Here is a 25,526-nt window from a genome sequence, read left to right as displayed (position 1 = left end):
CCGGCCCTTGGCCTCAGTCGCCGCCGTAGATGTCGAAGTCGAAGTACTTCTTGGTGATGGCGTCATAGGTGCCGTTCTTGCGAATGGCCGCGATGGCGTCGTTGATCTTCGCCTTGAGCGCATCGTCACCCTTGCGCAGGCCGACGCCATAACCCTCTCCGAGCGTCGACGGATCGCGCTTGAGAACCCCCTTGGATTCGCAGCATTCCGCGCCGGACGCCGACTTGAGGAACTCGTTCATGGCGACCACGCCGTCGATCGCGACATCGATGCGGCCGGCGGCGAGATCCTGATAAACCTCGTCCTGCGTGTTGTAGCCCCTGATCTCCGATGCGTTCGCGCCGAAATTCTTTTCGGCATAGGCCTGCTGGCCAGTCGAGACCTGCACGCCGATGATCTTGCCGTCCATGCTCTCGGGCGTCGTGTCGACGGTGGCCGACTTGGCCGCGACGACGACGGTCGAGACCTCGTAGTACTTGTTGGAGAAATCGATGACCTTGCGGCGCTCGTCGTTGATGCGCATCGAGTTCATGATCATGTCGATCTTGCCGCCCAGCAGCGCTGGAATGATACCCTCCCAGGCGACCGGCACGCGCTCGCAATCGAGCTTGGCCTCGGCGCAGACGGCATCGATGATCTCGACTTCCCAGCCCGTCCAGTAGCCGTTCGCATCCGCGACCCAGAAGGGCGGGTAGGCTTCCGGCGCAAAGCCGACGCGCGTCTTTTCGGCATGCGCCGTGCCACCCATGGCAAGCAGGGCGCCGGCCATCATTCCAAGCATATATTTTTTCATGTCATTCCCCTTTTTTGGACTGTTAATGGAAGCTGCCCAGAAACCGGGCGAGGCGCTCGGATTTGGGATTGCCGAAGACCTCCGCCGGTGGTCCGGCTTCCTCGACGAGGCCGCCATGCAGGAACAGGACCTGGTTGGAAACGTCGCGCGCGAAGGACATTTCGTGGGTAACGAGGATCATCGTCCTGCCTTCCTCGGCAAGCTCGCGGATGACCCTCAGCACCTCGCCGACGAGTTCGGGATCGAGTGCGGAGGTCGGCTCGTCGAACAGCATGGCAAGCGGCTGCACCGCCAAGGCCCGGGCAATGGCGCCGCGCTGCTGCTGGCCGCCCGAGAGAAAGGCCGGATAGACATCGCGCTTGTCGTAGAGGCCGACGCGTTCAAGCAGCCGCAGCCCCTCGTCGACCGCCTGCTTGCGGTCCACGCCCAGCACGTGAACCGGCGCCTCGATGACGTTTTCAAGGAGCGTCATGTGGTTCCACAAATTGAAGCTCTGGAACACCATGGCAAGCCGCGCGCGGATGCGGCGCATCTGCGCCTTCGACACCGGCTCCCTGTTGCCGTGGCCATCGGGTTTGAAGGCGATCGCCTCGCCATCGACCCGGATCTCGCCACCGGTCGGATGCTCCAGACAGTTGAGACAGCGAAGAAAGGTCGACTTGCCCGATCCGCTTCCACCGATCAGCGAAATCACATCGCCCTTGTTGGCCGTCAGGCTGACGCCGCGCAGGACTTCGAGGTTGCCGAACGTCTTGCGAATACCGTCCGCGTGAAGCATTTCCATCTTCAACCCTCTCCCGGCCAGCTGGATATCCTGCAAACAGGATTTGACTGTCGAATAGAGCTAGTCCAAAGAAGACGGGCTGTGACTAGCAAAAAAACTCACATTTGGATGAATTCAGCTCATGCGAGACATGCGTCGCTTCATCCCTTCGGGGAACCTGCTCTACGTGTTCGACGCCGCCGCGCGACTGCAGAGTTTCACGAAAGCCTCAGAGGAACTGAACGTCACGCCGGCGGCCATCAGCCATGCGATACGACAGCTCGAAACGGGACTGGGCGCTTCACTTTTTCACCGCAAGCACCGCCAGTTGCAGCTGACGGATGACGGCGAAAAGCTTTTTCGGTCGGTGGAAAGCGGGCTCGACCAGATCGAACGCACGGCGATCGAGATCCATTCGACGGCGGCGTCCGACATCAAGGTCTATGCCTCGATAACCGTAGGCACCTACTGGCTTTTGCCGAGGATATCGACCTATCCCAGCCACGATGCGCGCATCGAGATGCAGCTCTACAATTCCGACAAGAAACTCGATCTGCCGGCGGACGGCGTGTCGATGGCGATCACCAATGGACGGGTGGACTGGCAGGGCTATGAGGTCCTGCCCTTCACGGCGGAAACGATGTTTCCGGTCTGCAGCCCCGGTTATCTCGAAAAGCACGGGCCTCTGTCATCGCTTGCGGATCTGCCGGCCCATAATCTCCTCCATCTCGATAGCCATTATCACGAAGGCGCGACATGGCGGGAATTCCTTGGCCATTACGGCCTGAACTACACGCTGCCGGGCGGCGTCTCGACATTCAACAACTACATCCTGGTGGTTCATGCCGTGCTGTCAGGCGTGGGGATCGGCCTCGGGTGGCAGCATTCGGTCGGCGACCTCGTCGCCAGCGGCGCCCTGGTGCGCCCGCTGAAGGAAGCCCAGACAACCACGAACGATTTCTTCCTCGTCTACCGCAAGGGACGCCCCCTGACGCCGCGCGCCGCGGGCGTGCGCGACTGGCTCCTCGGACTAGGGTCGCTCAAGGCGTCCTAGCGCGGTGGGCTTTCATGTGGGATTGTCTGTCGTTGAGGCAATGCCGTCCCGCGGCCATCGCTGAAGGGCCTCCCGGCCCGCATCGGTGAGGCCGTAGATGCCGCGGTCGAGCCGCTCGAACCAGCCATAGACATTGGACAGCAGGATCTTTCCGGCATCCGGCGTGCCCGCCCTGACGTCGCGCACCCGCATCGGGCCCGATGCCAGGGCCGTGGCGCAATCGAGCGCCTGCTGGCGGTAGGCCGTCATCAGCGGCGTGCGCGTGCTCCCGCCCAGCGCCGGGTCGCCGCGTCGTTTCTGATGTTCGCGCATGAGCCTGGAGCGACGCTTCGGGTTGGTCCGCGGCATCGGCGACACGGAGCCGACGATGATACTGACCTCGCCGGTGTCCGAAAGGCCGAGCATGCCGATGCCAAGCCGGCGGCAGAGATCGCGGTAGCGCTTGTCCGCCTCGCGGCCCCTGCCCTTGGCCGAGACCCGCGCCGCGATCCAGACCTCGTCCGCCGCGGCCGCGCGATCGACGGCCTGAAGGATGAGCTCCAGATTGAAGCTCATCTTCAGCTCGCAGACCACGACAACAGGCGGATCGCCCTCGCTCAAACCGACAAGGTCGCATCCCCCGATTTCGCCCTTGACGGTATAACCTGCCTTTTCGAGAAAGCCTTTGACCGGCAGATAAAGCGACGTTTCCATGGGCCCGCGGAATTCATTGGGAATCGGGCCATATCTACATCGATCCGCCCGCATGTGACAGCCACTATCGTCAGGGCCCAGGCCGTTGTCCCGGTGCCCTAGACGCGCGAACCCGATAGCGCCAGATCGCCGACGACTTTCACCCGCACCCGCAGCGGATTGCCCGGAATGTAGGACAACGGCACGTCTTCGACATCGAGCAGCTCGATGCTCTCAGGATTTGCGCCCGCCGTCGCCGCGCGGGCGTCGGCGATCTCGCGGGCCTCGTTGATGGCTTCCTCGCGGGAGACACCGTAGAAAACCTGATCGCACTCCCCGCTCACCTGCGCCATCGCGGCACCGATAGCATTGGCGACGCCGGCGTGCTCCACCTTGATGATCCTCGCGACACCAGGCAGGCTGTCCGGCACCAGCGCGGCACCACCGCCAACGGCGATGACGGGAATATCGGCCGCGCTCGTCTTCATGCGGTCGACGAGATCGGCGAGACGGCTCCGGATCCACGCTTCGACATGAGCGGCAAGGTGGTCCGATACGTCTGCGACCAGGTCCGCATTGCCGAACGCCATGCGCCCGATGCGGACAGCAATGTCCGTCAGGGTGAGCGTATCGCCGCCCCGCACGCGCGCCTTCTCGGAAATGCGGTAACCGACGCTGGTGGGCCCGATCTTTCGCGTCTCGGGATCGATGATCGTGCCCCCGCCGAGCGCGACCGCGATCACGTCCGGCATGCGGAAGAACGTGGCCACGCCCCCGATATCCACCCGCGAATTGGCCTCCCGGGGGAAGCCGCCCACGAGCATGCCGGCATCGGTGGTCGTGCCGCCGACATCGAGCACGATCGCCTCGTCCAGACCTGAGAGCATCCGCGCCCCGCGCATGCTGTTCGTCGGGCCTGAGGCGAAGCAGAGCACGGGATAGCGCGCCGCATGCGCTGCCTGCATCACCGTGCCGTCGTTCTGCGTGAGGTAGAGCGGCGCCGTCAGGCCACTGTCGGCGATGGACGCCTCGAACGCCGCGACCGTCTGGCGGGCGAGCGCATGCAGCGCGCTGTTGAGGATGGTGGCGTTCTCCCGCTCGATCAGTCCGATACGTCCCAGCTCGCTCGACAGCGTGACCGTCACGTCGGGCGCGACATCCGCCAGGATGGCGGCGGCCTCTTCCTCGCAGGCCGCCGTCAGCGGTGAGAAGACAGCGGTGATCGCTGCGGCGCCGACGCCGCTGTCGCGGATCTCCTGCGCGATCTTTCGCATGTGCTCGCGGTCGAACTCGACGATCTTGCGGCCGTCGAATTCGTGTCCGCCGCGGATCAGGAAGACCGGTCCCTCCACGGCGACGCGCAGGTCCTCCGGCCATGCCTGCATCGGCACGATGCTGTGGGCGGCCGGCAGGCCGATGCGGATGACGGCAACCCTCGACAGGCCGCGCCGCTCGATCACCGCATTGGTGAAATGCGTGGTGCCGATCATGATGGCATCGACGCCTGCGCCCTTCCCGTCGCGACCTTCCAGAATATGGTTCAGCGCCGCCTTGATCCCGCTTGTCACATCGGCAGTGGTGGCGGTCTTGATCGACCGGAGAATGCGCTCGCCTTCCAACAGGACGGCATCCGTGTTGGTGCCGCCGACATCGATGCCGATCCGTTTCATGGCGCCGTCTCCGTGAAGGGCTGATAGTCGAAGTCGAAACCGAAGGCGCGCGGGCCGACCACGGCGAGGCCTTCCGGGCTGGTCATGATAGCATCGGCCGGCAGGGCGACCACTTTCACCCGCTGCCCGTAGCGCAGAACCTCGGTGCCGACGGCTTCTGCGCTTTCCTCGTCAAGGACCGTGATGAGGTCTGGAACGCAGGCGACGCGCACGCCATCGAGCCATGCCGCGGAGAATTCGTTCTGGAAGTCTATCTCCAGCTGGCGGCCTTCGAACAGGCCGTTGCCGCTCACGACGGCCCGCCCGCGCACGAACCCATCCGTCGTGCGCCTGGAAACGTCGTGCACCTTGCCTGAGAAGAGGAGTTTGCCCTTCTCCACATCGAGCACGGCCTCGACCGGATCGGTGCCCGACCGTTTCGCCGCCAGAACGGCATTGCCGATGCCGAGTGCGCGGCCGATGGAATTGAGAATGGCGTGGTCCTTGATTTCCCGGCCCGTGCGCGGCGCCGCACACGTGCCGGCGATCGAGCCGAGTTCGACGACGATCTTGCGGCCGATCCGCTCGATGCGGGTGGCGTTTTCCGCTTCCGGGATCAGCACGGCATTGTCGCGCACGTCGGCGATGGCAAAGGGTGCGACCGGGAGGCCGCGGATGGCGAAGCTTGCCATCTGCGCCTCGGGGAACGCCCGGCCCATCGTATCGGCATCGACGACCGGCAGGCCAAGCTCCATGGCGACGAGCAGGGCAAAGAAGGCGTTCTCACCACCGATCTCGATGGACATGATGGCATCGAAAGGTTTGCCGCAATGGGCTTCCATCAGGCGAACGGCCTTGCAGATCGCCACGGGCTCCGGCAGCCGTTCCTTCGTGACGAGCGGCGCGCCCATGATGCAGACGACCGCGATACGGGCATCGTCGGCCAGCTCCTGCGGATCGAGGATCGTCACCCGCTTGCCGCGCCGGTAATCTGCTTCCGCGCACATCAGCTCCAGATGGGGATGGTTGCCGCCACCGGTTCCCAGGACACCGGCGCCGATCGCCAGCGCCTCCAGTTCGTCGAATTCGAGTTCACGCATTCTTTGGTCCATTCGTGGGGGCGGTAAGATCAGCGGGCGACCAGCCAGGACAGCGACCCGTCCCAGTGAAACAGCACAGTCGACCCGCGTTCGGGCGGCGGCTTGAGTCCCTGTTCGTGCGCGACGAACAGCGAGCCGTCGGCTAGACGCCCGACAATCTGCTGCACGGCGCCGGAAAACAGCACTTCCGTCACCATAGCCTCGATGGCCGGACCCGGCGCCTGGCCGCCGAGTGCCGACGTGGCAACGCATTCGGGACGCACGACCAGCGAGACCTTGTCGCCGATGGCGCGGTCCTTCACGGCGTCCGACCCGATGCCGCTCAGGGGCAGCCCACGGAAAAGCAGGGCACCAGCCGGCCCGACTTCGGCATCGATCAGGTTGGCGCCGCCGACGAAATCCGCAACGAAGCGCGTGGCCGGCCGGCGATAAAGGGTCTCGGGATCGGCGAACTGCTCGACGCTGCCCGCGTTCATGACGGCGATGCGGTCGGAAAGCGTCAGCGCCTCTTCCTGGTCATGGGTGACGGCGACAAAGGTCAGCCCGAGCTCACGGTGGATCTTCTTCAGCTCGGCCTGCATCTGCTTGCGCAGTTTCATGTCCAGCGCGCCAAGCGGCTCATCGAGCAGCAAGACGGATGGCCGCACCACGAGCGCGCGCCCCAGCGCCACGCGCTGCGCCTGGCCACCCGAAATCTCGCTGACGCGCCGCCCGCCGTAGCCGCTCAGGTTGATCAGCGCGAGCATCTCATCGACGCGGCGTGCGATTTCCGCACGTTCGACCTTGCGCATCCGCAGGCCGAAGGCGATGTTTTCGGCGATCGTGCGGTGCGGGAACAGCGCATAGTCCTGGAAGACCATCGCGGTATCGCGCTTGTAGGGCGCAAGCCCCACCACCGACTTTCCACCGATCCGCACATCGCCCGTCGTCGGCTCGGCAAAACCGCTGATCATGCGCAGCAGCGTGGATTTCCCGCAGCCGCTCGGGCCCAGAATGGTCACGAACTCGCCGTCGCGCACGTCCATGGACACGCCCCGGATCGCGGTGGTCTCGCCATAGGACTTGGTGATGGCGTCGATCTCGACGGCCGGAGGCTTGGTATTGGTCATGAGGTCTGTACTTTGCTGGTGAGACGCGTCTGACGGATGACCCAGAGCTGTGAAACGAGGCTGATGGCGAGCGTCACCAGAATGATGACCGAGGAGAGCGCGTAGACCTTCGGCGAAATCACCTGCCGTAGCGAGGTCCAGATGGTGATCGGCAGCGTTTCGGTGAAGCCGGCGACGAACCAGGCCACGACGAATTCCCCGAAGGCATCGGTGAAGGCAAGCATGAACACCGATATCAGGGCCGGTCGCACCAGAGGCAGGATGACCTCGCGGAACACGACCAGTTCGCTTGCGCCAAGGTTCATCGCGGCCTCGATATAGCTGCGCCGGAAACCGAGGAAGCGGGAATAGAGGATAAGCGTCGCGTAGCTCGACGTGATCGTGGTGTGGGCGAGAATGATCGCCGGCTCGCCCACGAGATCAGGGGCCGAGCGCAGCAGGATGACCAGGCCGAGCCCCAGCACGAGTTGCGGCAGGACGACCGGCCCCAGAACCATGGCCATCACGAGAGATTTGAAGCGGATCGGGAGCCACGCCAGCACCATGGCGGCCGGCATGGCCAGCAGCGTCGAGAGAATGGCCGAGACGACGGCCAGCCTCAGGCTGGTCAGGAGCGATCCTGTCAGCTTCTGGTCCCGCAGGGCTTCGACGAACCATCCCGTCGTCAGCGTGTCGAGCGGCAGGCCGGGGATCGGCTTGGCATCGAAGGCGAAGAGCACGATGACGGCGATCGGAAGATACAGGAACAGATAGATCAGCACCGCATAGAGGCTGAGCAGCGCGAAGCCGCCCCTCTCCTGCGGCGACCTGGGACGTGCGCTCATAGCTTTTCCCCGCTTGCCTTGCGGAACCATTTCATCGACACGGCCAGCAGCGCGAAGACGATGACCAGCATGACGATCGAGATGGCCGCACCCGCGGGCCAGTCGAGCCGGCGCTGGAACTGGTCCTGGATGACCTGCGACATCATCAATTGCTTGCCGCCGCCAAGCAGCGCCGGCGTCACGAACTCGCCGAGACCGAAGATGAAGCAGAACACCGCGCCGACAATCAGCCCGGGCAGCGACAGAGGAAACGTCACTTCCCAGAAGGCGCGCATCGGCCCGGCGTTCAGGTCCTTCGCGGCCGCGATCCAGTTGTCCTCGATGGCATCGATCGAGGCATAGAGCGGCAGCACGTAAAGCGGCAGATAGGCATAGACGAGGCCGATGGACGTCGCGACCGGAGAATAGAGCAGGAAGCCGAGCGGCTGGTCGATCAGCCCGATCGACAGCAGCGACTGGTTGATGACGCCGTTCTCGCCGAGCAGAAGCCGCCAGGCCGCAACGCGCATGACGATGCTGATCCAGAACGGTGCGATGACCGCGATCAGCAGCAGACCCTTGAGCCGCCCGGCTTTCTTGGCGATGAAATACGCGATCGGATAGGCCAGCACCGCACAGGCAATCGTCACGAAAGCCGCTGTCTGCACGGACAGAAGGAGCGCACGCCACATCGCGCCGTTGGTGAAGACCGCGATATAGTTGGCGAAAGTGAAATCCGGCACCATGCGGTAGTTGCGTGTGCGCCAGAAACTGATCACCAAAAGCAGGATGACGGGGACGACGAAGAAGACGAACTGCCACAGCATGAGCGGCGCAATGCCCGCAGCTGCAAACCGTCGCCGGCGCTTCTCGGCCGATCCGGCACCGGCCTGCATCATCGTCCGACCCGCGCTTGCCATCACGCGAACTCGTATTCGCGACGATCGAAGGCCGGGCGCGGATAAGCCATCTTGGAATGGCTCAAGCCGGTCGCGACCATGGCACGAGCGAAATGGAGCGCAACCTTGCCCGGATCGATAACCGGGATATAGGCGCCGAAATGCGCCTTGAGGGCGTCTTCGATGGTGATCGCCATATCGAAGCCGGTGCCTGTGCAGCCCATGACGAAGGCCTCGGCGCCGTCACGCTCGACGCTGTCGATGCATTCCGCCACGATGTGGGCGACATGGCTTTCGTTGAGATCCATGACGCTCGCATCCGCCGAGCGCACCGAGGCGAGGTTCGACGACAGGCCGTAATGGGAAACCGTGCGGCGGATCAACGAGAAGAACGGCTTCTCCGTGATCACCACGGTGAAGCGCGTCGAGAGCATGGCGGCCATGTGCAGCGCCGCCTCGCCCTCCCCGACGACCGGAATGGACACCAGTTCGCGCGCGCCGACGAGGCCAGGATCGGTGAAACAGGCGATGGTGCAGGCGTCGACGCGATCGGCCTCGGCCTCTTGCGCCAGCTTCATCACCTCGGGCGCGGCCAGCGTCGAATCGAAGCCGCATTCGATGGAGTTGGTGCCGCGCCTGAGCGGCACGGCCGAGATTGTCACCCCGTCGCCCGCGAAGGATCGATACTCCTTCTCGGCCTTCCCAACCAGTTCGTCGCTATCGAGAACCGGGACGATCACACGGATATGCATGGCAAATTCCCTTATGCGCCGTCTGTTCAGCCGGCCTTGAATGTCTGCCAGGCATCGGCCCAGGCCATGTCGTCGACGGGCGCCTGGCTCATCGTGCATTTGGAAACCCATTCCTCCATCATGTCGAGGCCAAGCGCCTTGACCTGATCGGCGGTGAGCAGATCCTTGACCTTGGAATTGGTGACCGCGAACTTGTCGGCCCCCCATGCCATCTGCTTCATGGCCTTGGCGCTCGTCATGTAGTCGATATAGGCCAGGGCAGACGCAAGGTGCTCCGTGCCGCGCACGATCTGAAGCGTTTCCATCCACATCGCGCCGCCCTGCCTGGGAATGGCGAGATCGACATTGCCGCCGGACAGGCGGGCCGTCGTGCGCACGTTGTCGCTCGATGAACCCCAGACCATCCAGGCCTCGCGGTTGGCCAGGTCTGTCTTGACCGTACCCATGTCGCTCTGCAGGGCACGCATGTTCGGACGGAAGGCGATCATCTTGTCGAGGATCTTCTGCAGATCGTCGCCGGTCGCGGTTTCCGGCGTCTCCATGCCCAGCCATTTGCCGGTCATCCAGAGATAGAGTTCCGGCCAGTCGATGATCTCCACCCGGCCCTTCAGCGACGGATCCCATGCAAGCTCTGCGTCGAGTGCGGCTTCTGCGGAGATCTTGTCGGGCCAGTAGACGAAGCCGTTCACGCCGAAACGGGTCGGGATGGCGTAAACCTGACCGTCATACATGGTCTCGGGCCGATTGCGGAACATCGGCATGGTCTCTTCGATCGAGGCAAGCTTGGCCGTCTCGATGGGCAGGGTCAGGCCCGCTTCCGCGAACTTCGAGGTCCAGACAACGTCCGGGTTGATGACGTCGAACTTGACCGTGCCGGCCTGTACGAGGCTGAGCTGGGCACCGTTGCTCTCGGCTTCCTTGACGTTGAGCTCAATGCCGGTGAGCTCGGTGAAGCCCTTCATCAATTCGGGATCATTGTAGCCGGACCATGCCAGCACGTTGAGCGGGCCCGTCAGCTTCTGCTCGTTCGCGAAAGCGGGCCTGGTCAGGTCGACCTGCGAGGCGATGGTCGCGAACAGTGCGGCATTGGCACCGTGACGCAGGAGCTCCCGGCGCGAGAGGTTGAACGGCTTTGCGCGCTTGCTGTCATCGATCATCTGGACATTCCCCTGAGCTGGCGCCTTTTGGCGACCTTAATTGATTAGAAATCGCGCACTCACAATAGACAATTGCCCATTCCGGTATCCATAGTGACCGCAGTCACCGCCCGTCGCCCGGGTGGCGTGCCTGTGCAGGAGCCGGCATGAAAATTGCGTCGATGGATGAAACACCGCTGAAAGACCCGTTCATGTCCAAGAGCATGCCCCTATCGACAGCGTCCGGCCTGCCCCAGGGTTTCGGCGCATTGATGGCCGCCGCGCTTCGCAATCTCGGTCATCCCAACTTCTACGAAAGCATGGTCGAATTCGTGCGGCAGATGATCCCGTGCGACCTCTGGATCATCGCCCGTTACGATGCGCTGAGCAAACCGCTGATCGTCTCCGAAAACGGCATGAACGTGAACGCCAAGGCGCTGTATTCCGACAGGATGTGGCAGCACGATCCGCTCTCCAAGAGAACGGACCAGGCCGATGCGCGGGTGTTCAGCCTGGGCCAACTGCGCAGCAACGGCACCCTCGACAGGGTCTATGCCCGCTATGTCGATTCCACGCTCGGCATCGAGGACGAGCTGGCTCTGCTCTTTCCGATCAGCGACGGCAGCTTTCTCGCTCTTTGCCTCGACCGGCAGGGCAATCTCTTCTCGCAGGAGGAACTGGCGCTGGCGCGCGAGTTGCAGACCATGCTGGTGGAGATGCACAACCAGCATATCCTGCGTGCGATCGATCGTCAGGTTTCGCTGTTCCTGCATCACAACACCAGCGGCAAGCCCGAAGTCATGATCATGAACGCCAACAACACGGTGCTCTACCAGTCGGATACCTGGTCGCTCGCCGCCGCCCAGGCCTTCGACCGGGAGCCCCAGCCGGCGGAAATCGGTTCCGTCCGCATCGCCGAAACGTCCGGCCGCGATGGCTGGTCGCTGACACGGCTGAATGACGACTGCCCCGACGCGATCCTGGCCGGCGCCGAGGTCTATCTGCTCCGACGCAATAGCTTCGGTCTCGACGACCGCCTCTCCCATTTCGCGCGCGTTCATCAGCTGACCCAGCGGCAACAGGAAATTCTCGCCCTTTCCTTGAAGGGATATTCCAACGCCGCGATCGCCGCGCAGCTCAACATCACCACCGGCGGTGTCAAGAACCACAAGCTCAGGCTTTACGAGAAGCTGGACATCACCACCGAACGCGAGCTGATCTCGGCCGTGCTCTCCCATCTGTGACCCCGCATCCGCGGTATCATGTGGCCGCTGGTGACTGCGGGCATCATTGCCTATCGATGTCTGCCATGCCGATCTGCGCGTCGAACGCAATCATCGGAAGCAACCCACGATGACCATCGACACAGCATTCCTCTCGGTCGGCGAACTGGCGGCCGGCTACAGGTCCGGCGCCTTCACGCCGCTCGATGCCTGCCGCCAGGCGCAGGACCGGCTTGCCCGCCTGGAACCTGATCTCAACGCTTTCATCGAGCCGATGACCACGGAGGTTCTCGACCAGGCGAAGCGGTTGACGGAGGAGCTGCGGCAGGGGCGGGACCGCGGGCCGCTGCATGGCATCCCGGTTGCAATCAAGGACATCATCGACGTCGCCGATGTCAGGACGACCTTTGCCACAAAGGCCGTGCCGCCGCGGCATGCCGCGCGCGATGCCGAATGCGTGGCGCGCCTGCGCGCGGCCGGTGCGATCCTCTTCGGCAAGACCAACCTCCTGGAATTCGCCGCCGGCGTGGCGCATCCCGCTTTCGGCCAGACGAACAATCCGCACGATCCAAGCCGCACGGCCGGCGGATCGAGCGGTGGATCGGCGGCGGCCGTTGCCGCCGGCATCGTGCCCCTGGCGCTTGGGACGGATACCGGCGGCTCCATCCGGGCCCCTGCCGCCTATTGCGGCGTCATCGGCTTCAAGCCGAGCTTTGCGGCCTTCTCTCTGGACGGCGTCTATCCGCTTTCTCCCTCTCTCGATCACCTCGGCCTGTTTGCCCGAAGCAGCGCCGACGCAAGCATCGCCCTTTCCGTCCTTAACCCCGGCGTGGCCCCCGCCCGCCCGAGTCTGAAGCCGTTGCGCCTCGGGATCGTTGGGAACCAATGGTACCATCGCGCCGTGCAGGCCGATGTGCGCGCCGCCCTTGATGCGGCACGCCTGTCGCTCGAGCGGGCCGGCGTGGCGCTGACAGAAATCCAGCTTCCCGATCCTGCCGGGATGGCGACCGCCCTGCTTGATATCCTGATGCCGGAAGCGGCCGTCATCCACAGGACGACGATGGCCAAGAGGGCGGACGGCTTTGCGCCGGGAACACGCGATCTCCTTGAGACCGGAATGACGGTGCCGGCAACGCGCTATATCGAAGCCATCGAAAAACAGCGGCGCTGGTTCGGCGAATTCGAACGCGTGATGGCCGATCTCGATGCCGTGATCGCCCCGACCGTGCCATTCACGGCGCCAGACAGGGACCCTGCCCTCTCGACGGAAGGGGATGACGAGATCATCTCGCTGACGCACGCCAACCTGACGGGCGCTCCCAGCGTTTCCTTGCCTCTGCGCATCCAAGGCGCCATGCCCGTAGGGTTTATGGTGACTGCCGCACGCAATCGCGACAGCGATCTGCTGTCGATCTGCGAGGCCGTCGAAGGAATTTTCTCGCAAACGGCCTGAAACGGCGATCGGCGGACCCGGCGGCGCTTCCTGGCCATGACTTTTACCGCTCGTTAACCATGATTGCTTAGGGATTGTTATCTATCCCGCCGATGGGTGGCGGCGCGACAAGCATCGACGGCCCCATGAAACGTCAACCGCTCCAGGCCTATTCCCGACGTATCGGCTTGTTCACGGCACTGGCATCCGTCACCCTGGTCACGCCGTCCCACGCCCAGTCGGTCTGGTCAGGCAGCACGAACAACGAGTTCAGCACCGGATCGAACTGGATCCCGTCCCCACCGGGCGAGAACGACACGGCCGAGGTCGATACCGGCTCGCCCATAGTCACCGACAGTGCCACGGTCGGAAAGCTCGACATCGATGGCGGCAATGTCACGATCAGCAACACCGGCAGCCTGACCGTCAAGAACGGCACGACGATCCAGTCCGGCAGCCTCGGCATCAATGCCGATGGCGTGATGAATTCGAATGTCGAGCTCAATGACGGCAGCCTGTTCATTGACGGCACTCTCAATGGGAAGCTGACCCTCAACAAGGGCAACGTCTCCGTCAACGGCGCGCTCGGCAGCGCCGCCGTCGGCGACACGACGGCGCTGACCAACAACGGCACGGTCGGCGATGTCTCAGTGTCCTCGGGCGGCACCTTCACCAACAACAATGGCGCATCCGCCGGCACGCTGACGAATGCGGGAACCGCGAGCAATGCCGGCACGCTCGACGCACTGAACAACACGGCCGGCACGTTCACGAACGATGGCGAGATCACCGGAAACGTCAGGGCGACCGGCGGGACGGTGACGAACAATTTCGTGATCACCGATGCCGATGTCGCCGCCGCCGCGATCTTCATCAACAACTCCAATGGTATCGCTGGGAATGTGCGCAACGCCGGCACCGCGTCGAATGCGGGCAGCATCGCCTCCCTCCGAAACGATGCGGGCTCCTTCACCAACAACAACGACGGCGAGGTCACGGGCAGAACGACCGTGACCGGCGGCGGCGTGACCAACAACGGAACGCTCGACGATGTCGTCGTGGGTTCGGGCGGCGTCTTCACCAATGCCAGCAATGCAACGGCGGGCGCGGTCACCAATGCCGGCAATGCGTCCAACGCCGGAACCATCGCCTCCCTGACCAACACGGCGGGAAGCTTCACCAACAACACCGACGGCGAGATTACCGGACAGACCAGGATCACCGGCGGAACGGTGACCAACAACTTCATCATCACCGATGCCGACGTCGCGGCCGCCGCTGCCTTCGTCAACAATACGAATGCGCAGGCCGGCGCCATCAGGAATTCCGGCAGCGTCACGAATGCCGGAACGATCGCCTCCGTCCGCAACGATGCCGGCACCTTCACCAACAACAGCGGCGGGGAAGTGACGGGCACGACATCCGTGAACGGCGGCACGGTCATCAACAATGCCACGCTGGCGGACGTCAATATCGCCGACCAAGGCACCTTCACCAACAACAACAGCGGCAGGACAGGCGCCGTCGTCAATGCGGGCATCGCCTCCAATGACGGCATCGTCGCCGGGCTCGCCAACAGCGGCGGCACATTCACGAATACGGGCGAAATCGCCGGGGCGGTTCAAATCACCGGCGGCGCGCTCGTCAACCATGGCACGGTGGACGGCACGATCGATGTTTTCGATGGCGGCCTGCTGTCCGGCACCGGAATTGTGGGCGGCATTACGGTGAATTCAGGCGGCGTGCTCTCGCCAGGACCCGGAATAGCCACGCTGACCGTCGACGGAGACCTGCGGTTTGGCACAGGCTCGTTCTACGATGTCGATATCACCGGCGCGGGCAACGCCGACAGGGTGGACGTTGCCGGCGCCCTCACCATCGATGGCGGCACGGTGCGTTTGAACAATGCCGGCGGCACCTACGGTCTGACGAACCGCTACACAATCCTGACGGCGGACAGCGTCACGGGCCGTTTCGGCGCCATCGAGAGCGATTTCGCCTTCCTTTCGCCGACACTCGTCTACGGCGCAAAGCAGGTGAACGTCGATCTCGACCGCAACGATGTCCGCTTCTCCGACGTTGCGCAGACCGGCAACGACCGCGCCACGGCAGCGGCCGTCGAAGCGCTGGGCGCTTCGAACCCGCTCTTCCTCTCCGTGCTGCCACTCGATGTCACGACAGCTGCGGACACCTTTGCGCAGTTGAACGGCGAGGTGCACGCCTCCCTGCAAAGCCAGCTCCTATTGGAAAGCCGCTTTCCCCGCGAGGCGGTGCTCGATCGCGCGGGTTTCCTGATCAGCGACCGGCACATGCCGGATGATGGCGTTTCCTTCTGGAGCTCGGGCGCGCTTGCGGAAAACCACTTTTCGGCCGACGGCAATGCCAGAGGCATGGACAGCCGGTTCACAGGCGGCATCGTCGGAGGCGATCTGGCTGTCGCCGACGACTGGCGTCTGGGCGGTCTCGTCGGTTATAGCCGTCTCTCCGTGCAGCCGCAGGCGGATGCCGACACCTATCATGTCGGCGTCTACGCCGCCGGCTCGGTCGGGCCTGTCAACCTCACGGGAGGGGCAATTTACAGCCGCAACGGGATATCAACCCGACGCACGATCGCGTTCAGCAATTTCGAAGATCGCGTCGAAGCCGATTATGACAGCGATAGCCTGCAGGCCTTCGCCGAGATGTCCGCCGATATGGACCTGTCGGCTGTCAGACTCCAGCCCTTCGCCAACCTCGCCTATGTCAATCTCGATACCGATGCTTTCGGCGAAACGGGCGGGGCGGCCGCATTGACAGCCGGCAGCGGCTCAAGCGATCTGGTCATATCCACCATCGGCGCCCGCTTTTCGGCGGACCTGCCGGCCTACGACATTCCGGTAACCCTGACAGGAACGCTCGGCTGGCGGCATGCGGCCGGCGATCTGGCGCCATCCGCGACCCTTGCCTTTTCCGGCGGGTCACCTTTCATCCTGAAAGGCGTGTCCCTGCCCCGCGACGCCGCCGTCGTGAAAGCCGGCGTTACCGCAAGGCTCTCGAAATCGGCTCGCCTTACGCTCAGCTATTCAGGCGCCTTCGCCAATGGCCTGCATTCCCACACCGCCCAGGCAAACCTGCTCGTGAACTTCTAGTTTGCGATGGCATCGAGCATGGAAAAGTTCATCGCCCGGAGGTCATCGAGCAAACCAGGCCCCGTCGGAACCCAGCCGAGTTTCTGCCGGGTCAGCGCGCTGGTGGCGCTGATGTCGGCCGCGGCGAAGAGGCTGAGCCAGCCGAAATGGCGTTCGGCCTCGTCCGGCGACAGCGAAACCACGGGAAGTCCGAGGCCGGCCGCAATCACGCCGACGATATCGCGCATGGCAATGCCCTCTTCCGCGACGGCATTGTAGCGGGCGCCGCGCTCGGCGCGCGCCAGTGCCAGAACATAGAGCGTCGCCACATCGCTTACATGTGCGGCCGCCCAGCGATTGGCACCCTCGCCGACATAAGCCGCAACACCCTTTTCGCGCGCCATCGCGATATAGGGCGAGATGAGGCCCTGCTTGACCGTGTCATGCACCTGCGGAAGCCGAACGACACCGATATTGACGCCGGCTTCCAGTTGCTCCTGGCCCGCCAGTTCCGAGGCGATGCGCGGATTGCGGTGGTGCGCGTCGAACACGTCCTCGCGCGCGGGCTCTCCGTTGCCGGGATTGCCGAGCCCGACGCCCGACGTGATGAGCATGGGCCGGTCCGAGCCCTTGAGCACGGATCCAAGCGCCGCGATGACCCGACGATCCTTTTCGCAATTGGCCACGAAGTTCGTAAAATCGTGATCGAACGCCGTGTGGATGACGGCATCGGCGTTCTCCGCTCCACGCGCGAGGCGCGCCGGATCGTCCAGCGTTGCGATATGGGCGGAAGCGCCGGCGCGCGCAAGCTCGTTTGCTCCGGCATCGGAGCGCGTGAGGCCTATGACCTCATGACCCCCGGCCAGCAATTCACCAAGGATCCGGGAGCCGATGAACCCGGTGGCACCTGTCAGAAAAACACGCATGAAACATCTCCTGCATTGACGCGCACCGGGATCTCATGAAAAGTTGTCCTGTTAAAGTAGTGACTTTATCCTAGTATAATGAGCAACAGGATCGCATGAGCGGCACCGCCAACGACAAAGCGCTGGGGACCTTCCTGCGCGACCGACGCATGCGGCTTGATCCGGCGACCTTCGGCTTCCAGCCCGGGCGGCGGCGCACACCGGGCCTGCGTCGCGAAGAAGTTGCCCAGCGCGCCAATATCAGCCCGACATGGTACACCTGGCTGGAGCAGGGACGCGGCGGGGCCCCGTCCTCCCATGTGCTCGACCGTATCGCCGCGGGGCTCATGCTGACCGAGCCGGAACGCGATCACCTTCATGTTCTGGCATTCGGCCATCCCCCCGAGCCGCACTATCGCCAGCACGACGGCATCACACCCCGGCTGCAACGCGTGCTGGACGCCATGCCCTTCAGCCCCGCCATCATCCGGACGGCAACATGGGACGTGGTGGCGTGGAACAAGGCGGCCGCGATCATCCTGACGGACTATGCCAAGCTGCCGCCGGACCGGCGCAACATCTTGCGCATGATCTTTTCAGACGAGCGGGTGCGCGCTGCGCAGGACGACTGGCGCAACGTCGCCCGTTATGTCGTCGGGGCCTTTCGTGCGGACGCCGCACGCGCCGGCGCGGGGATGGAAATCCGGCAGTTGGTCGATGAACTCTCCGCCAACAGTCCGGAATTCAAGGCAATGTGGGACGACAATGAAATCGCGGGCGCGCGCGAAGGCATCAAGCGCCTTCATCACCCTCACCTCGGATCAATCGAGCTGGAATTCTCGAGCTTTGCGGTCGAGGGCCGGCCGGACCTCAACATGATGGTCTACAATCCGGCCAATGCAGAGATCATGGCGCGGTTTCGCGCGCTGATCGCCGATCCTTCAGCCTAGAGCCGCGCCTGCCACGCGCTGGCATAGCGACGCAACGCAGCCTCGTGTCGCGGGCGTGGATTTGCCCTGCCCGTGGCGGGAGGTCGGCCGTCCGCATCCAGCAAGGCAGCGCCAACGCTGGTTCCGGTGCCGGCTACGGCTTCCACAGGCCGGCCGGTCGAGGCGGCCAGCATGTCGAGATAGGCCGCGTTTTGGGCGAACGGACCTTCGACCAGAACCGGGCCTTGCGCCCCGACGATCTCGAGCCCCGTCGCCGTCATCAGCGCGAGGTAGAAGGAGACCGCGACGAACCGTTCCGCCGGCGCCAATGTCGCCGCGTCCACCGTCCATTCCGCCTTGCGCTCCTGAAACGGGCCGGACTGATTTTCGACCGCCGGCAGAAGCATGACACCACGCGCCAGAACGGCATCGACATCCGCGGCCGCATGGGCATTGCGGGCGTCGCCGATCAGGCGCTCGAATTCCCGCCCGCCCATGAAGCGGGCAGAGGGAACGGCGTCACCGTGGGCGTTGACATTGACGAGCGTATCGCGCGCCGGGTCGAGTGTAACCTTGGCGCCTCCCATGGCCATCGAGATGACCCATGTCCCCGTCGAGACGACGGCAAAGGGTTCGTCGCGGGCAACGAGATGGGCATAGAGCGAGGCATTGGAATCGTGAATACCGCAGATGACAGGTGTCGCGGGCGCGAGCCCTGTCGCCGAAGCGATCTGAGGCAAGACCGGACCCAGCCGGTTGGACGCGCGCACCACCGGCGCCATCAACGCCGCCCAGCCTTCACGTTCGACCAGCGTGGAATATCGTCCGGCCTCCGGATCCCAGAGATCGGTATGGCAACCAAGCGACGTCACCTCGTTGACCGCAACACCGCTCAGGCGGAAGGCCCAGTATTGCGGATAGGTCAGAATCGTTCGCGTCCGCTCCAGCAATCCCGGAACTGTCTTGAACAGCCAGAATAGCTGGGCGCCGAGATTCAGGCCGAGCGGCAGGCGCGGCGAACCCGTCTCGGCAAACGGCGGGCGGGCGGCATCATATTCCGCGGCAAGGCTGTCAGGACCGTCGAATTCGTAGTCCAGCGCAGGCGCGGCAAGCTTGCCCTCGTCATCGAGAAGCACCGCCGAGGCGCCATGGGTTGTCATGGAAATGGCATCGACACCGAACTGCGCCTGGAAGCGCCTCAGCGCGTCCAGAATGAAATCCCAAAGGCCCTCGATGTCATAATGCGGATAGGGCGGGCCCTTCAGCACCGCGTTCGGCCTGCGCATGACCGCGACTTCCGTCAGGCTCTCGCGTGCGACCAGCGCGACTTTCGCGTTGGTCTTGCCGATGTCGATGACGGCGATGTGGCGCATCGGGTTTCAGCTCATTCCATGTGGAAGACGGGCGTGAGATCGATGGCGATCGGCTCGTTTCGGTCGTTCGTCGTCATGATGTCGGCCATGTGCGCCCACCATTTCTGCATGAGCGCCGTCTGCGGCAGCGCGGCCATCGTATGATCCTTTCGCCGCCACAGCACGCCGAACAGCACATTGGTCTCCTCATCGAGAAAGATCGAGTAATCGCAGACGCCTGCGGCGTGCAGAAGATCCACGAGCTCCGGCCATATCGCATCGTGCCGGCGCTTGTACTCGTCCTTCATCCCGGAATTGAGCAGCATCTTGAAGGCGTGTTTCTCGAGACCGGCATGGCTCATCGGCGGCGGTTCCTGACCTTGCGGAAGACGATCGGCAGGGCGATGACGAAGATGAGCAGCAGGCCGATGAAGATCGACATCACGATGCCCGGAACGTTGAGGAGGCCAAGGCCGAAGGTGACGAGGCCCATGATGAGCGCAGCCAGAACCACGCCCTGGATCGTTCCCGCGCCGCCGAGAATGGAGACGCCGCCGAGCACGACCATGGTCACCGCTTCAAGCTCCCAGCCGGCCGCGATGGAGGGACGGGTGGAATCGAGCCGGGAGGTCAAAAGTACCGCGGCAATGCCAGACATGAGACCGGTCAGCAGGAAGAGGATGAATTTCACCCGCTCGACCCGGATGCCTGAAAAGCGGGCGGCCACGTCGTTGTTGCCGATGGCGAAGACCTGCCGGCCGAAATTCGTGCGGTGCAGGAGCACGTAATAGAAGAGCGCGAAGAGGACGAAGAGCGCGAACTCGAAGGAGAACACCCAGAAAACATAGCCCTGGCCGAAATAGGCGAAGCCGGCCGGATAGCCTTTGAAGGCCTGGTCGCCGAGCACGATATAGGAAATGCCGCGAAAGAAGCTCATCGTGCCGATCGTCACGACGATGGACGGCAGTCCAAGCCCGGTCACCAGGAACCCGTTGAACGCACCGCAGACGATCCCGGTCGCAATCCCGATCAGCACCAGCTCGGGCGTACCCGCGCCGTATTGCAGCGCCAGGCCCATCATGGTCGAGGCGAGCGCGATGATCGAGGCCACCGAGAGATCGATTTCCCCGGAGATGATCAGCAGCGCCATGGCGAGCGCAATCAGCGCCTTTTCCGTGAAGTTGAAGGTCGCGTCCGAGAGCGCCCACGGCGACAGGAAATAGGGCGAGGCGAACGAATTGACGACGAAAAGCACGATGCCGACCGCCAGCAGCAGGCTCGGCCAGGAGAAGACCGCCGAGCGCAGCGGCGTGCCGAGACGATCGGGAATGTGGCGGGTTTCGGTGGATGGCACGCTCATGCGGCAGCCTCCGCGGTTCTGAGAATGAGGCGCTGGCTGCGCTTGGCGCCGCGCCCGTTGAGAACGACGGCAAGGATGATCGCCGCGCCCGAGATCGCCATCTGCCAGAAGGGCGAGATATTGATGACCGGCAAGGCACCGTTGATGACGCCGAGGAAGAGTGCGCCAAGCACCGCGCCCGCCACGGTGCCGACGCCGCCGGAAATCGAGATGCCGCCGATGACGCAGGCCGCGACCACGGTCAATTCGTAACCGCGCGCCACTTCGACCGAGCCGATGACATAGCGCGAAACCCAGAGATAGCCGCAGAAGCCGGACAGAAGGCCGGAGATACAGAAGGCAAGGAAGGTCGTGCGACCGACGTCGATGCCGGCATAGACCGCCGCCGTGGGATTGACGCCGACCGCATAGAAGGATCGGCCGAGCGCCGTGCGCGACATCAGGACCACAAAGGCGAGTATGATGGCGACCGCATACCAGACGAGCAGTGGCAGCCCCAAGACCTCGATGCGCGTGAAGGCCACGAAGGACGGCGAAAACGCATCCGCATTCACCCATTGTCCGCCGGCGATCAGGAAGATGACGCCGCGATAGATGGTGAGCGAGCCGAGCGTCACGACGATGGCGGGAATACCGAGCCCCCAGATGAACACGCCGTTGAGCGCCCCGAGCAGCAGGCCGCTGAAAGCAGCCACCGCCATCAGCATCGGCACGGGAATGCCGGGAGCGGCCTGGTTGATCAGCGCCACGATCATGCCGGAAAGGGCAAGGTTGGACGCCATGGACAGGTCGATCGAGCGGGTGAGGATCACCACCATCTGGCCGAGCGCAAGGATCATGAGGATGGATGAATCCTCGACGATGCCGGAAAGGCGCGATGGCGACGCGAAGCCCGGCGCGCGCAGGTTGGCGGCGAAGACCAGCGCTGCGATAAGCACCGCCAGCCAGAATTCCCGCACTTTGACGATCGCGCTCATGCGGCCTCCCCGATGCCTGCGGCCGCCCTGACCAGCATCTCCGGTTTCAGGGTGGCATTGTTTTCGAATTCACCGACGATGCGGCCCTCGCGCATGACCACGATGCGGTCGCTCATCCCCATGATCTCGGGGAGTTCGGAGGAGACCATGATCACGGCGAGCCCCTGCGAGGCGAGCTCCGACATGAACTCGTGGACCGCCGCCTTCGAGCCGATATCGATGCCCTTGGTCGGCTCATCAAGGATGATGACGCGCGGCTTTGTCGCCAGCCACTTGGCGATCACCACTTTCTGCTGGTTGCCGCCAGAGAGGTTGCCGACATTCTGGTCGAGTGCGGCAGCACGCAGGTCCAGCCGCTCGGTATATTCGCGCGCCAGCTTGAACTCCTCCGCCAGCCGCAGGAAACCGTGCCGCGAGGTCTTTCTGAGCGAAGCGAGCGTCACGTTCTGGAAGATCGGCAGGCCGGTGACGGCGCCCTGCTTGCCGCGATCTTCCGGCACATAGACGATGCCCCTGTCGACAGCCTGGGCGGGCGAGCGGATGACGGCCACCTCGCCATCGATACGCACCGCGCCCTTGGACGGTTTCGTAATGCCGAACAGCGATTGCATGACTTCGCTTCGACCCGCGCCGACAAGGCCGTAGAAGCCGAGGATTTCTCCAGCCCGAAGCGAAAAGCCGATATCGGCGAACTCGGTCGGATGGCAATAGCCGACGACCTTGAGCACCTCGTCGCCGGGCGTCACCTCTTTCTTCGGAAACACCTGATCGACCGAGCGGCCGACCATCATGCGCACGATCTCCTGCTGCGAGGTGTCCTTCAACAGCCCCTCGCCCACCATCTCGCCATCGCGGAAGACCGTGTAGCGGTCGGCGATGCGGTAGATCTCGTCGAACTTGTGGGAGATGAACAGGATCGCCTTGCCCTGCTGTTTCAAGAGCTCGACCAGTTCGAAGAGGTCCTGGATTTCCTTGTAGGACAAGGCGGCCGTCGGTTCGTCCATGATGACGACCTCGGCATTGACCGAAAGCGCGCGCGCCACCGCCACCAGATGCTTGTTGGCGATGGAAAGGTCCTTCAGCTTCGTGTCGGACGCGATATGGCCGGCGCCGATTTCCGCAAGCAGCGTCCTGGCGCGCGCATTCATTCCCCGCCAGTCGATCAGGCCGAACGCGCCGCGGGGCGCATGACCGAGGAAGATGTTTTCCGCCACCGACAGCTCATCGAAGAGAACCGTTTCCTGATGGATCGCGGTGATGCCGGCCTGGAAAGCGGCATGCGGCGACGACAGCACGACGGGCTTGCCGGAAACCCGGATCTCGCCCTCGTCCGGCTGGTAGATGCCGGTCATGGTCTTGACCAGCGTCGACTTGCCGGCACCGTTCTCGCCGATCAGCGCCGTGACCTCTCCCGGATAGAGGCGCAGCCCCACCTTGTGCAGCGCGCGCACCCCGGGAAAGGATTTCGAGATCCCCGACAGCTCGACCTTCGGCTCTTTTGGGATAGTCATCGGCTTCAGGACCCGACCTGTCTTCGAAGAAAGGAGTGTGCGACAACGCTGCCGGAAATCGCCGCCGGCGCGCAGGAGGAGCGCGGCGGAGACCATTGCTCCGCCGCGTCGCCTTTCAAGGCTTCAGTAGATCTTCGAGAATTTCTCGATATTCGACTTGTCGAACTGGTAGGGCGCGGCCATGGCCGCGGCATTTGTCTCATCGAGCGTGATCGAGCCGACCTTGCCGATGGAGAAGGTCGCGCCCGGCTCTGCCTTCTTGCCCTTGACGAGCTGGTCGGAGAGGTAGACGGCCGAATAGCCGAGGTCGATGGGGTTCCACAGCGCCACGCCTTCCGACGCGCCGTTATCGATGAACTTCTTGAACTCGGAAGGAAGCGCCAGGCCGGTCACGTTGATCTTGCCGATCAGCTTCTGATCGGTGACGACCTGTGCGGCCGCCACGACGCCGACCGTCGTCGGCGCGATGATAGCCTTGAGATCCGGATAGGACGAGATCAGGCCCTTGGCTTCGTTTGTGGATTTCACGGAGTCATCGTCGCCATAGACCACGGCGGCGAGCTTGATCTTCGGGAACTTGGTCGGCAGCACTTCCTTGGCGGCCTCGATCCAGGCGTTCTGGTTGGTCGCGGTGGACGACGCCGACAGGATCGCCACTTCGCCGCCTTCAGGCAGGTGATCGGCGGCAAGCTTGATGATGGTCTCGCCGATCAGCTTCGTATCGGACGGGTTGAGATGCAGCATACGGCCATCCTTGGCGACGCCGGAATCCCAGGAGATCACCTTGATGCCGCGATCCATCGCCTTCTTGAGGACCGGAACGAGCGCGTCGGGATCGTTGGCCGAGATGGCGATCGCGTCGACCTGCTGGGCGATCAGCGAATTGATGATTTCGATCTGGCCTTCGGCCGTGGCAGAGGTGGGACCGGTATAGATGACCTCGATGTCGCCGATTTCCTTGGCGGCCTCCTCCGCTCCCTTGGCGGCGGCATCAAAGAAGCCGTTGCCGAGCGACTTGACGACGAGCGCGATGCGCTCGGCAGCGGACGCGGGCCCCGCCATCAGGGCGGCGGCGATGGCCGTGGAAATTGCAAGCTTGTGCAGAAATTTCATGGTGGTTCCTCCCGTTGAAGTTTCCCCGACGGCGCTCACGCGACGATCGAGGCCTGATCCCTTGCTGTTTTATCCGCGATGATCAGCCCGACGCCTGCCTCCTCCAGCATCTGTCGGTCCTCGTCGCGAATTCCGTCATCGGTGATGACAGTCGTCACACGGTCCAGCGGGCAGAGCACAAGGCTGGACCGCTTGCCGAATTTCGATGAATCGGCGAGCACGACGAGTTCGTCGGCCTGGCCCATGAGCTTCTGCTCGGCCTGGATCAGCAGCGGATCGGCCTCCATGAGACCGAGCTTGCCCAGGCCCTGCGCGCCCATGAACATGCGCCGGGCGTAGAAATTGCGCGTCACATCGTTCTCGAAAGGGCTGAGAATGATGTTCTGCTCGCGATAGATGACGCCGCCGGACAGCATGATCGTGTTCTTGGAATGCTTCAGCAGGTGCTCGGCGATCGGAAAGGAGTTGGTGAAGATCTGCATGCGGCGCGCTGCCAGAAGATGCACCATCTGGAACGTCGTCGTGCCGCCGTTGATGATGATCGGGTCGCCGTCGACGCACAGTTCCACCGCCTTCAGCGCGATCGCGCGCTTCTGAGCGATATTGATCGTTTCATTGACGGAGAACGGCCGGCCGGCAAGACCGGGGAACTGCGGCGGATTGATCGCCTCGGCACCACCGCGCACCCTGCGCAGCTTCTTCTGCACGTGCAGCGTCGCAATGTCCCGCCGGATCGTCGCTTCAGACGATTCCGTCAGTTCAACCATTTCGCCCACGGTCACGACAGGCTTTTCCTGGACCGCGGACAAAATGATGCGATGGCGCTCTTTCTCGTGCATGAAATCCTCCTTGCCTGAACTTTCCACTGAACGCGAAACTTGTCAATC

Annotated in this window: 23 protein-coding genes; 5 read left to right on the top strand and 18 right to left on the bottom strand. The window is 63.6% G+C overall.

The window, feature by feature from the left end; genetic code table 11:
* Nucleotides 1-13: 13 nt before the first annotated feature.
* Complete coding sequence (locus tag B5M41_RS19215; RefSeq protein ID WP_134650140.1) at nt 14-793, bottom strand: transporter substrate-binding domain-containing protein; 780 nt, start codon at nt 791-793, stop codon at nt 14-16.
* 22 nt (nt 794-815) lie between these two features.
* On the bottom strand, nt 816-1,577 hold the full coding sequence (locus B5M41_RS19210; protein ID WP_134650139.1) for an ABC transporter ATP-binding protein: 762 nt from the start codon (nt 1,575-1,577) through the stop codon (nt 816-818).
* 121 nt (nt 1,578-1,698) lie between these two features.
* On the opposite strand from B5M41_RS19210, the gene B5M41_RS19205 reads away from it, so the two are divergent.
* Nucleotides 1,699-2,610: a LysR substrate-binding domain-containing protein gene (locus tag B5M41_RS19205; RefSeq protein ID WP_134650138.1), complete on the top strand. Its 912-nt coding sequence runs from the start codon at nt 1,699-1,701 to the stop codon at nt 2,608-2,610.
* Nucleotides 2,611-2,622: 12 nt separating this feature from the next.
* On the opposite strand, the gene B5M41_RS19200 is transcribed toward B5M41_RS19205, so the two are convergent.
* The 8 genes from B5M41_RS19200 to B5M41_RS19165 all read right to left on the bottom strand — a co-directional run bounded on the left by B5M41_RS19200 (nt 2,623) and on the right by B5M41_RS19165 (nt 10,751).
* Entirely contained in the window at nt 2,623-3,303 is a 681-nt protein-coding gene (locus tag B5M41_RS19200) for a DUF2161 domain-containing phosphodiesterase (RefSeq protein ID WP_134650137.1), read from the bottom strand.
* A gap of 98 nt (nt 3,304-3,401) precedes the next feature.
* Nucleotides 3,402-4,952, bottom strand: a complete 1,551-nt coding sequence (locus B5M41_RS19195; RefSeq protein WP_134650136.1) for a hydantoinase/oxoprolinase N-terminal domain-containing protein — start codon at nt 4,950-4,952, stop codon at nt 3,402-3,404.
* Nucleotides 4,949-6,031, bottom strand: coding sequence for a DUF917 domain-containing protein (locus tag B5M41_RS19190; protein ID WP_134650135.1), 1,083 nt, complete (start codon nt 6,029-6,031; stop codon nt 4,949-4,951). The genes B5M41_RS19195 and B5M41_RS19190 overlap by 4 nt, the downstream gene beginning before the upstream one ends.
* Before the next feature lie 29 nt (nt 6,032-6,060).
* Nucleotides 6,061-7,140, bottom strand: a complete 1,080-nt coding sequence (locus B5M41_RS19185; protein WP_167719191.1) for an ABC transporter ATP-binding protein — start codon at nt 7,138-7,140, stop codon at nt 6,061-6,063.
* Entirely contained in the window at nt 7,137-7,964 is an 828-nt protein-coding gene (locus B5M41_RS19180) for an ABC transporter permease (protein ID WP_167719188.1), read from the bottom strand. Before B5M41_RS19180 ends, B5M41_RS19185 begins: the two co-directional genes overlap by 4 nt.
* Nucleotides 7,961-8,863 (bottom strand): ABC transporter permease, encoded by a 903-nt coding sequence (locus B5M41_RS19175; protein WP_134650133.1) that lies wholly within the window; start codon nt 8,861-8,863, stop codon nt 7,961-7,963. The genes B5M41_RS19180 and B5M41_RS19175 overlap by 4 nt, the downstream gene beginning before the upstream one ends.
* The gene (locus B5M41_RS19170) at nt 8,863-9,594 is read right to left on the bottom strand and encodes an aspartate/glutamate racemase family protein (RefSeq protein WP_134650132.1); all 732 of its coding nucleotides are present in this window, start codon (nt 9,592-9,594) and stop codon (nt 8,863-8,865) included. Before B5M41_RS19170 ends, B5M41_RS19175 begins: the two co-directional genes overlap by 1 nt.
* A gap of 26 nt (nt 9,595-9,620) precedes the next feature.
* A complete protein-coding gene (locus B5M41_RS19165) occupies nt 9,621-10,751 on the bottom strand; it encodes an ABC transporter substrate-binding protein (protein WP_134650131.1) in 1,131 nt (376 codons plus the stop codon).
* Between the two features lie 146 nt (nt 10,752-10,897).
* Between B5M41_RS19165 and B5M41_RS19160 the strand changes: the two genes are divergently transcribed.
* The 3 genes from B5M41_RS19160 (at nt 10,898) to B5M41_RS19150 (ending at nt 16,513) form a co-directional block, all read left to right on the top strand.
* Nucleotides 10,898-11,974 carry a helix-turn-helix transcriptional regulator gene (locus B5M41_RS19160; RefSeq protein WP_230640226.1) on the top strand — a complete coding sequence of 359 codons (1,077 nt, stop codon included), beginning with the start codon at nt 10,898-10,900 and terminating at the stop codon, nt 11,972-11,974.
* A 109-nt stretch (nt 11,975-12,083) separates the two neighbouring features.
* Nucleotides 12,084-13,406 (top strand): amidase, encoded by a 1,323-nt coding sequence (locus tag B5M41_RS19155; RefSeq protein WP_134650130.1) that lies wholly within the window; start codon nt 12,084-12,086, stop codon nt 13,404-13,406.
* 125 nt (nt 13,407-13,531) lie between these two features.
* Complete coding sequence (locus tag B5M41_RS19150; RefSeq protein WP_134650129.1) at nt 13,532-16,513, top strand: autotransporter outer membrane beta-barrel domain-containing protein; 2,982 nt, start codon at nt 13,532-13,534, stop codon at nt 16,511-16,513.
* On the opposite strand, the gene B5M41_RS19145 is transcribed toward B5M41_RS19150, so the two are convergent.
* Complete coding sequence (locus B5M41_RS19145; protein ID WP_134650128.1) at nt 16,510-17,418, bottom strand: SDR family oxidoreductase; 909 nt, start codon at nt 17,416-17,418, stop codon at nt 16,510-16,512. The genes B5M41_RS19150 and B5M41_RS19145 overlap by 4 nt on opposite strands.
* Nucleotides 17,419-17,513: 95 nt before the next feature.
* Between B5M41_RS19145 and B5M41_RS19140 the strand changes: the two genes are divergently transcribed.
* Nucleotides 17,514-18,347: a helix-turn-helix transcriptional regulator gene (locus tag B5M41_RS19140; protein ID WP_134650127.1), complete on the top strand. Its 834-nt coding sequence runs from the start codon at nt 17,514-17,516 to the stop codon at nt 18,345-18,347.
* On the opposite strand, the gene B5M41_RS19135 is transcribed toward B5M41_RS19140, so the two are convergent.
* The 7 genes from B5M41_RS19135 to B5M41_RS19105 form a co-directional block, all read right to left on the bottom strand.
* On the bottom strand, nt 18,344-19,699 hold the full coding sequence (locus B5M41_RS19135) for an FGGY-family carbohydrate kinase (protein ID WP_134650126.1): 1,356 nt from the start codon (nt 19,697-19,699) through the stop codon (nt 18,344-18,346). The genes B5M41_RS19140 and B5M41_RS19135 overlap by 4 nt on opposite strands.
* A gap of 11 nt (nt 19,700-19,710) precedes the next feature.
* Complete coding sequence (gene rhaM / locus B5M41_RS19130) at nt 19,711-20,040, bottom strand: L-rhamnose mutarotase (RefSeq protein WP_134650125.1); 330 nt, start codon at nt 20,038-20,040, stop codon at nt 19,711-19,713.
* Nucleotides 20,037-21,038, bottom strand: a complete 1,002-nt coding sequence (locus tag B5M41_RS19125) for an ABC transporter permease (protein ID WP_134650124.1) — start codon at nt 21,036-21,038, stop codon at nt 20,037-20,039. Before B5M41_RS19125 ends, rhaM begins: the two co-directional genes overlap by 4 nt.
* Complete coding sequence (locus tag B5M41_RS19120; protein ID WP_134650123.1) at nt 21,035-22,015, bottom strand: ABC transporter permease; 981 nt, start codon at nt 22,013-22,015, stop codon at nt 21,035-21,037. Before B5M41_RS19120 ends, B5M41_RS19125 begins: the two co-directional genes overlap by 4 nt.
* A complete protein-coding gene (locus tag B5M41_RS19115; RefSeq protein ID WP_134650122.1) occupies nt 22,012-23,526 on the bottom strand; it encodes a sugar ABC transporter ATP-binding protein in 1,515 nt (504 codons plus the stop codon). The genes B5M41_RS19120 and B5M41_RS19115 overlap by 4 nt, the downstream gene beginning before the upstream one ends.
* Before the next feature lie 123 nt (nt 23,527-23,649).
* Nucleotides 23,650-24,639 carry a rhamnose ABC transporter substrate-binding protein gene (gene rhaS / locus B5M41_RS19110; protein WP_134650121.1) on the bottom strand — a complete coding sequence of 330 codons (990 nt, stop codon included), beginning with the start codon at nt 24,637-24,639 and terminating at the stop codon, nt 23,650-23,652.
* 35 nt (nt 24,640-24,674) lie between these two features.
* Entirely contained in the window at nt 24,675-25,478 is an 804-nt protein-coding gene (locus B5M41_RS19105) for a DeoR/GlpR family DNA-binding transcription regulator (protein WP_134650120.1), read from the bottom strand.
* Between the last annotated feature and the right edge of the window lie 48 nt (nt 25,479-25,526).

Source organism: Shinella sumterensis (genome assembly GCF_004514425.2).
Classification (GTDB): domain Bacteria; phylum Pseudomonadota; class Alphaproteobacteria; order Rhizobiales; family Rhizobiaceae; genus Shinella; species Shinella sumterensis.
Note: the sequence above shows the minus strand (reverse complement) of the source record. Positions and strands in the feature narration are given on the sequence as shown.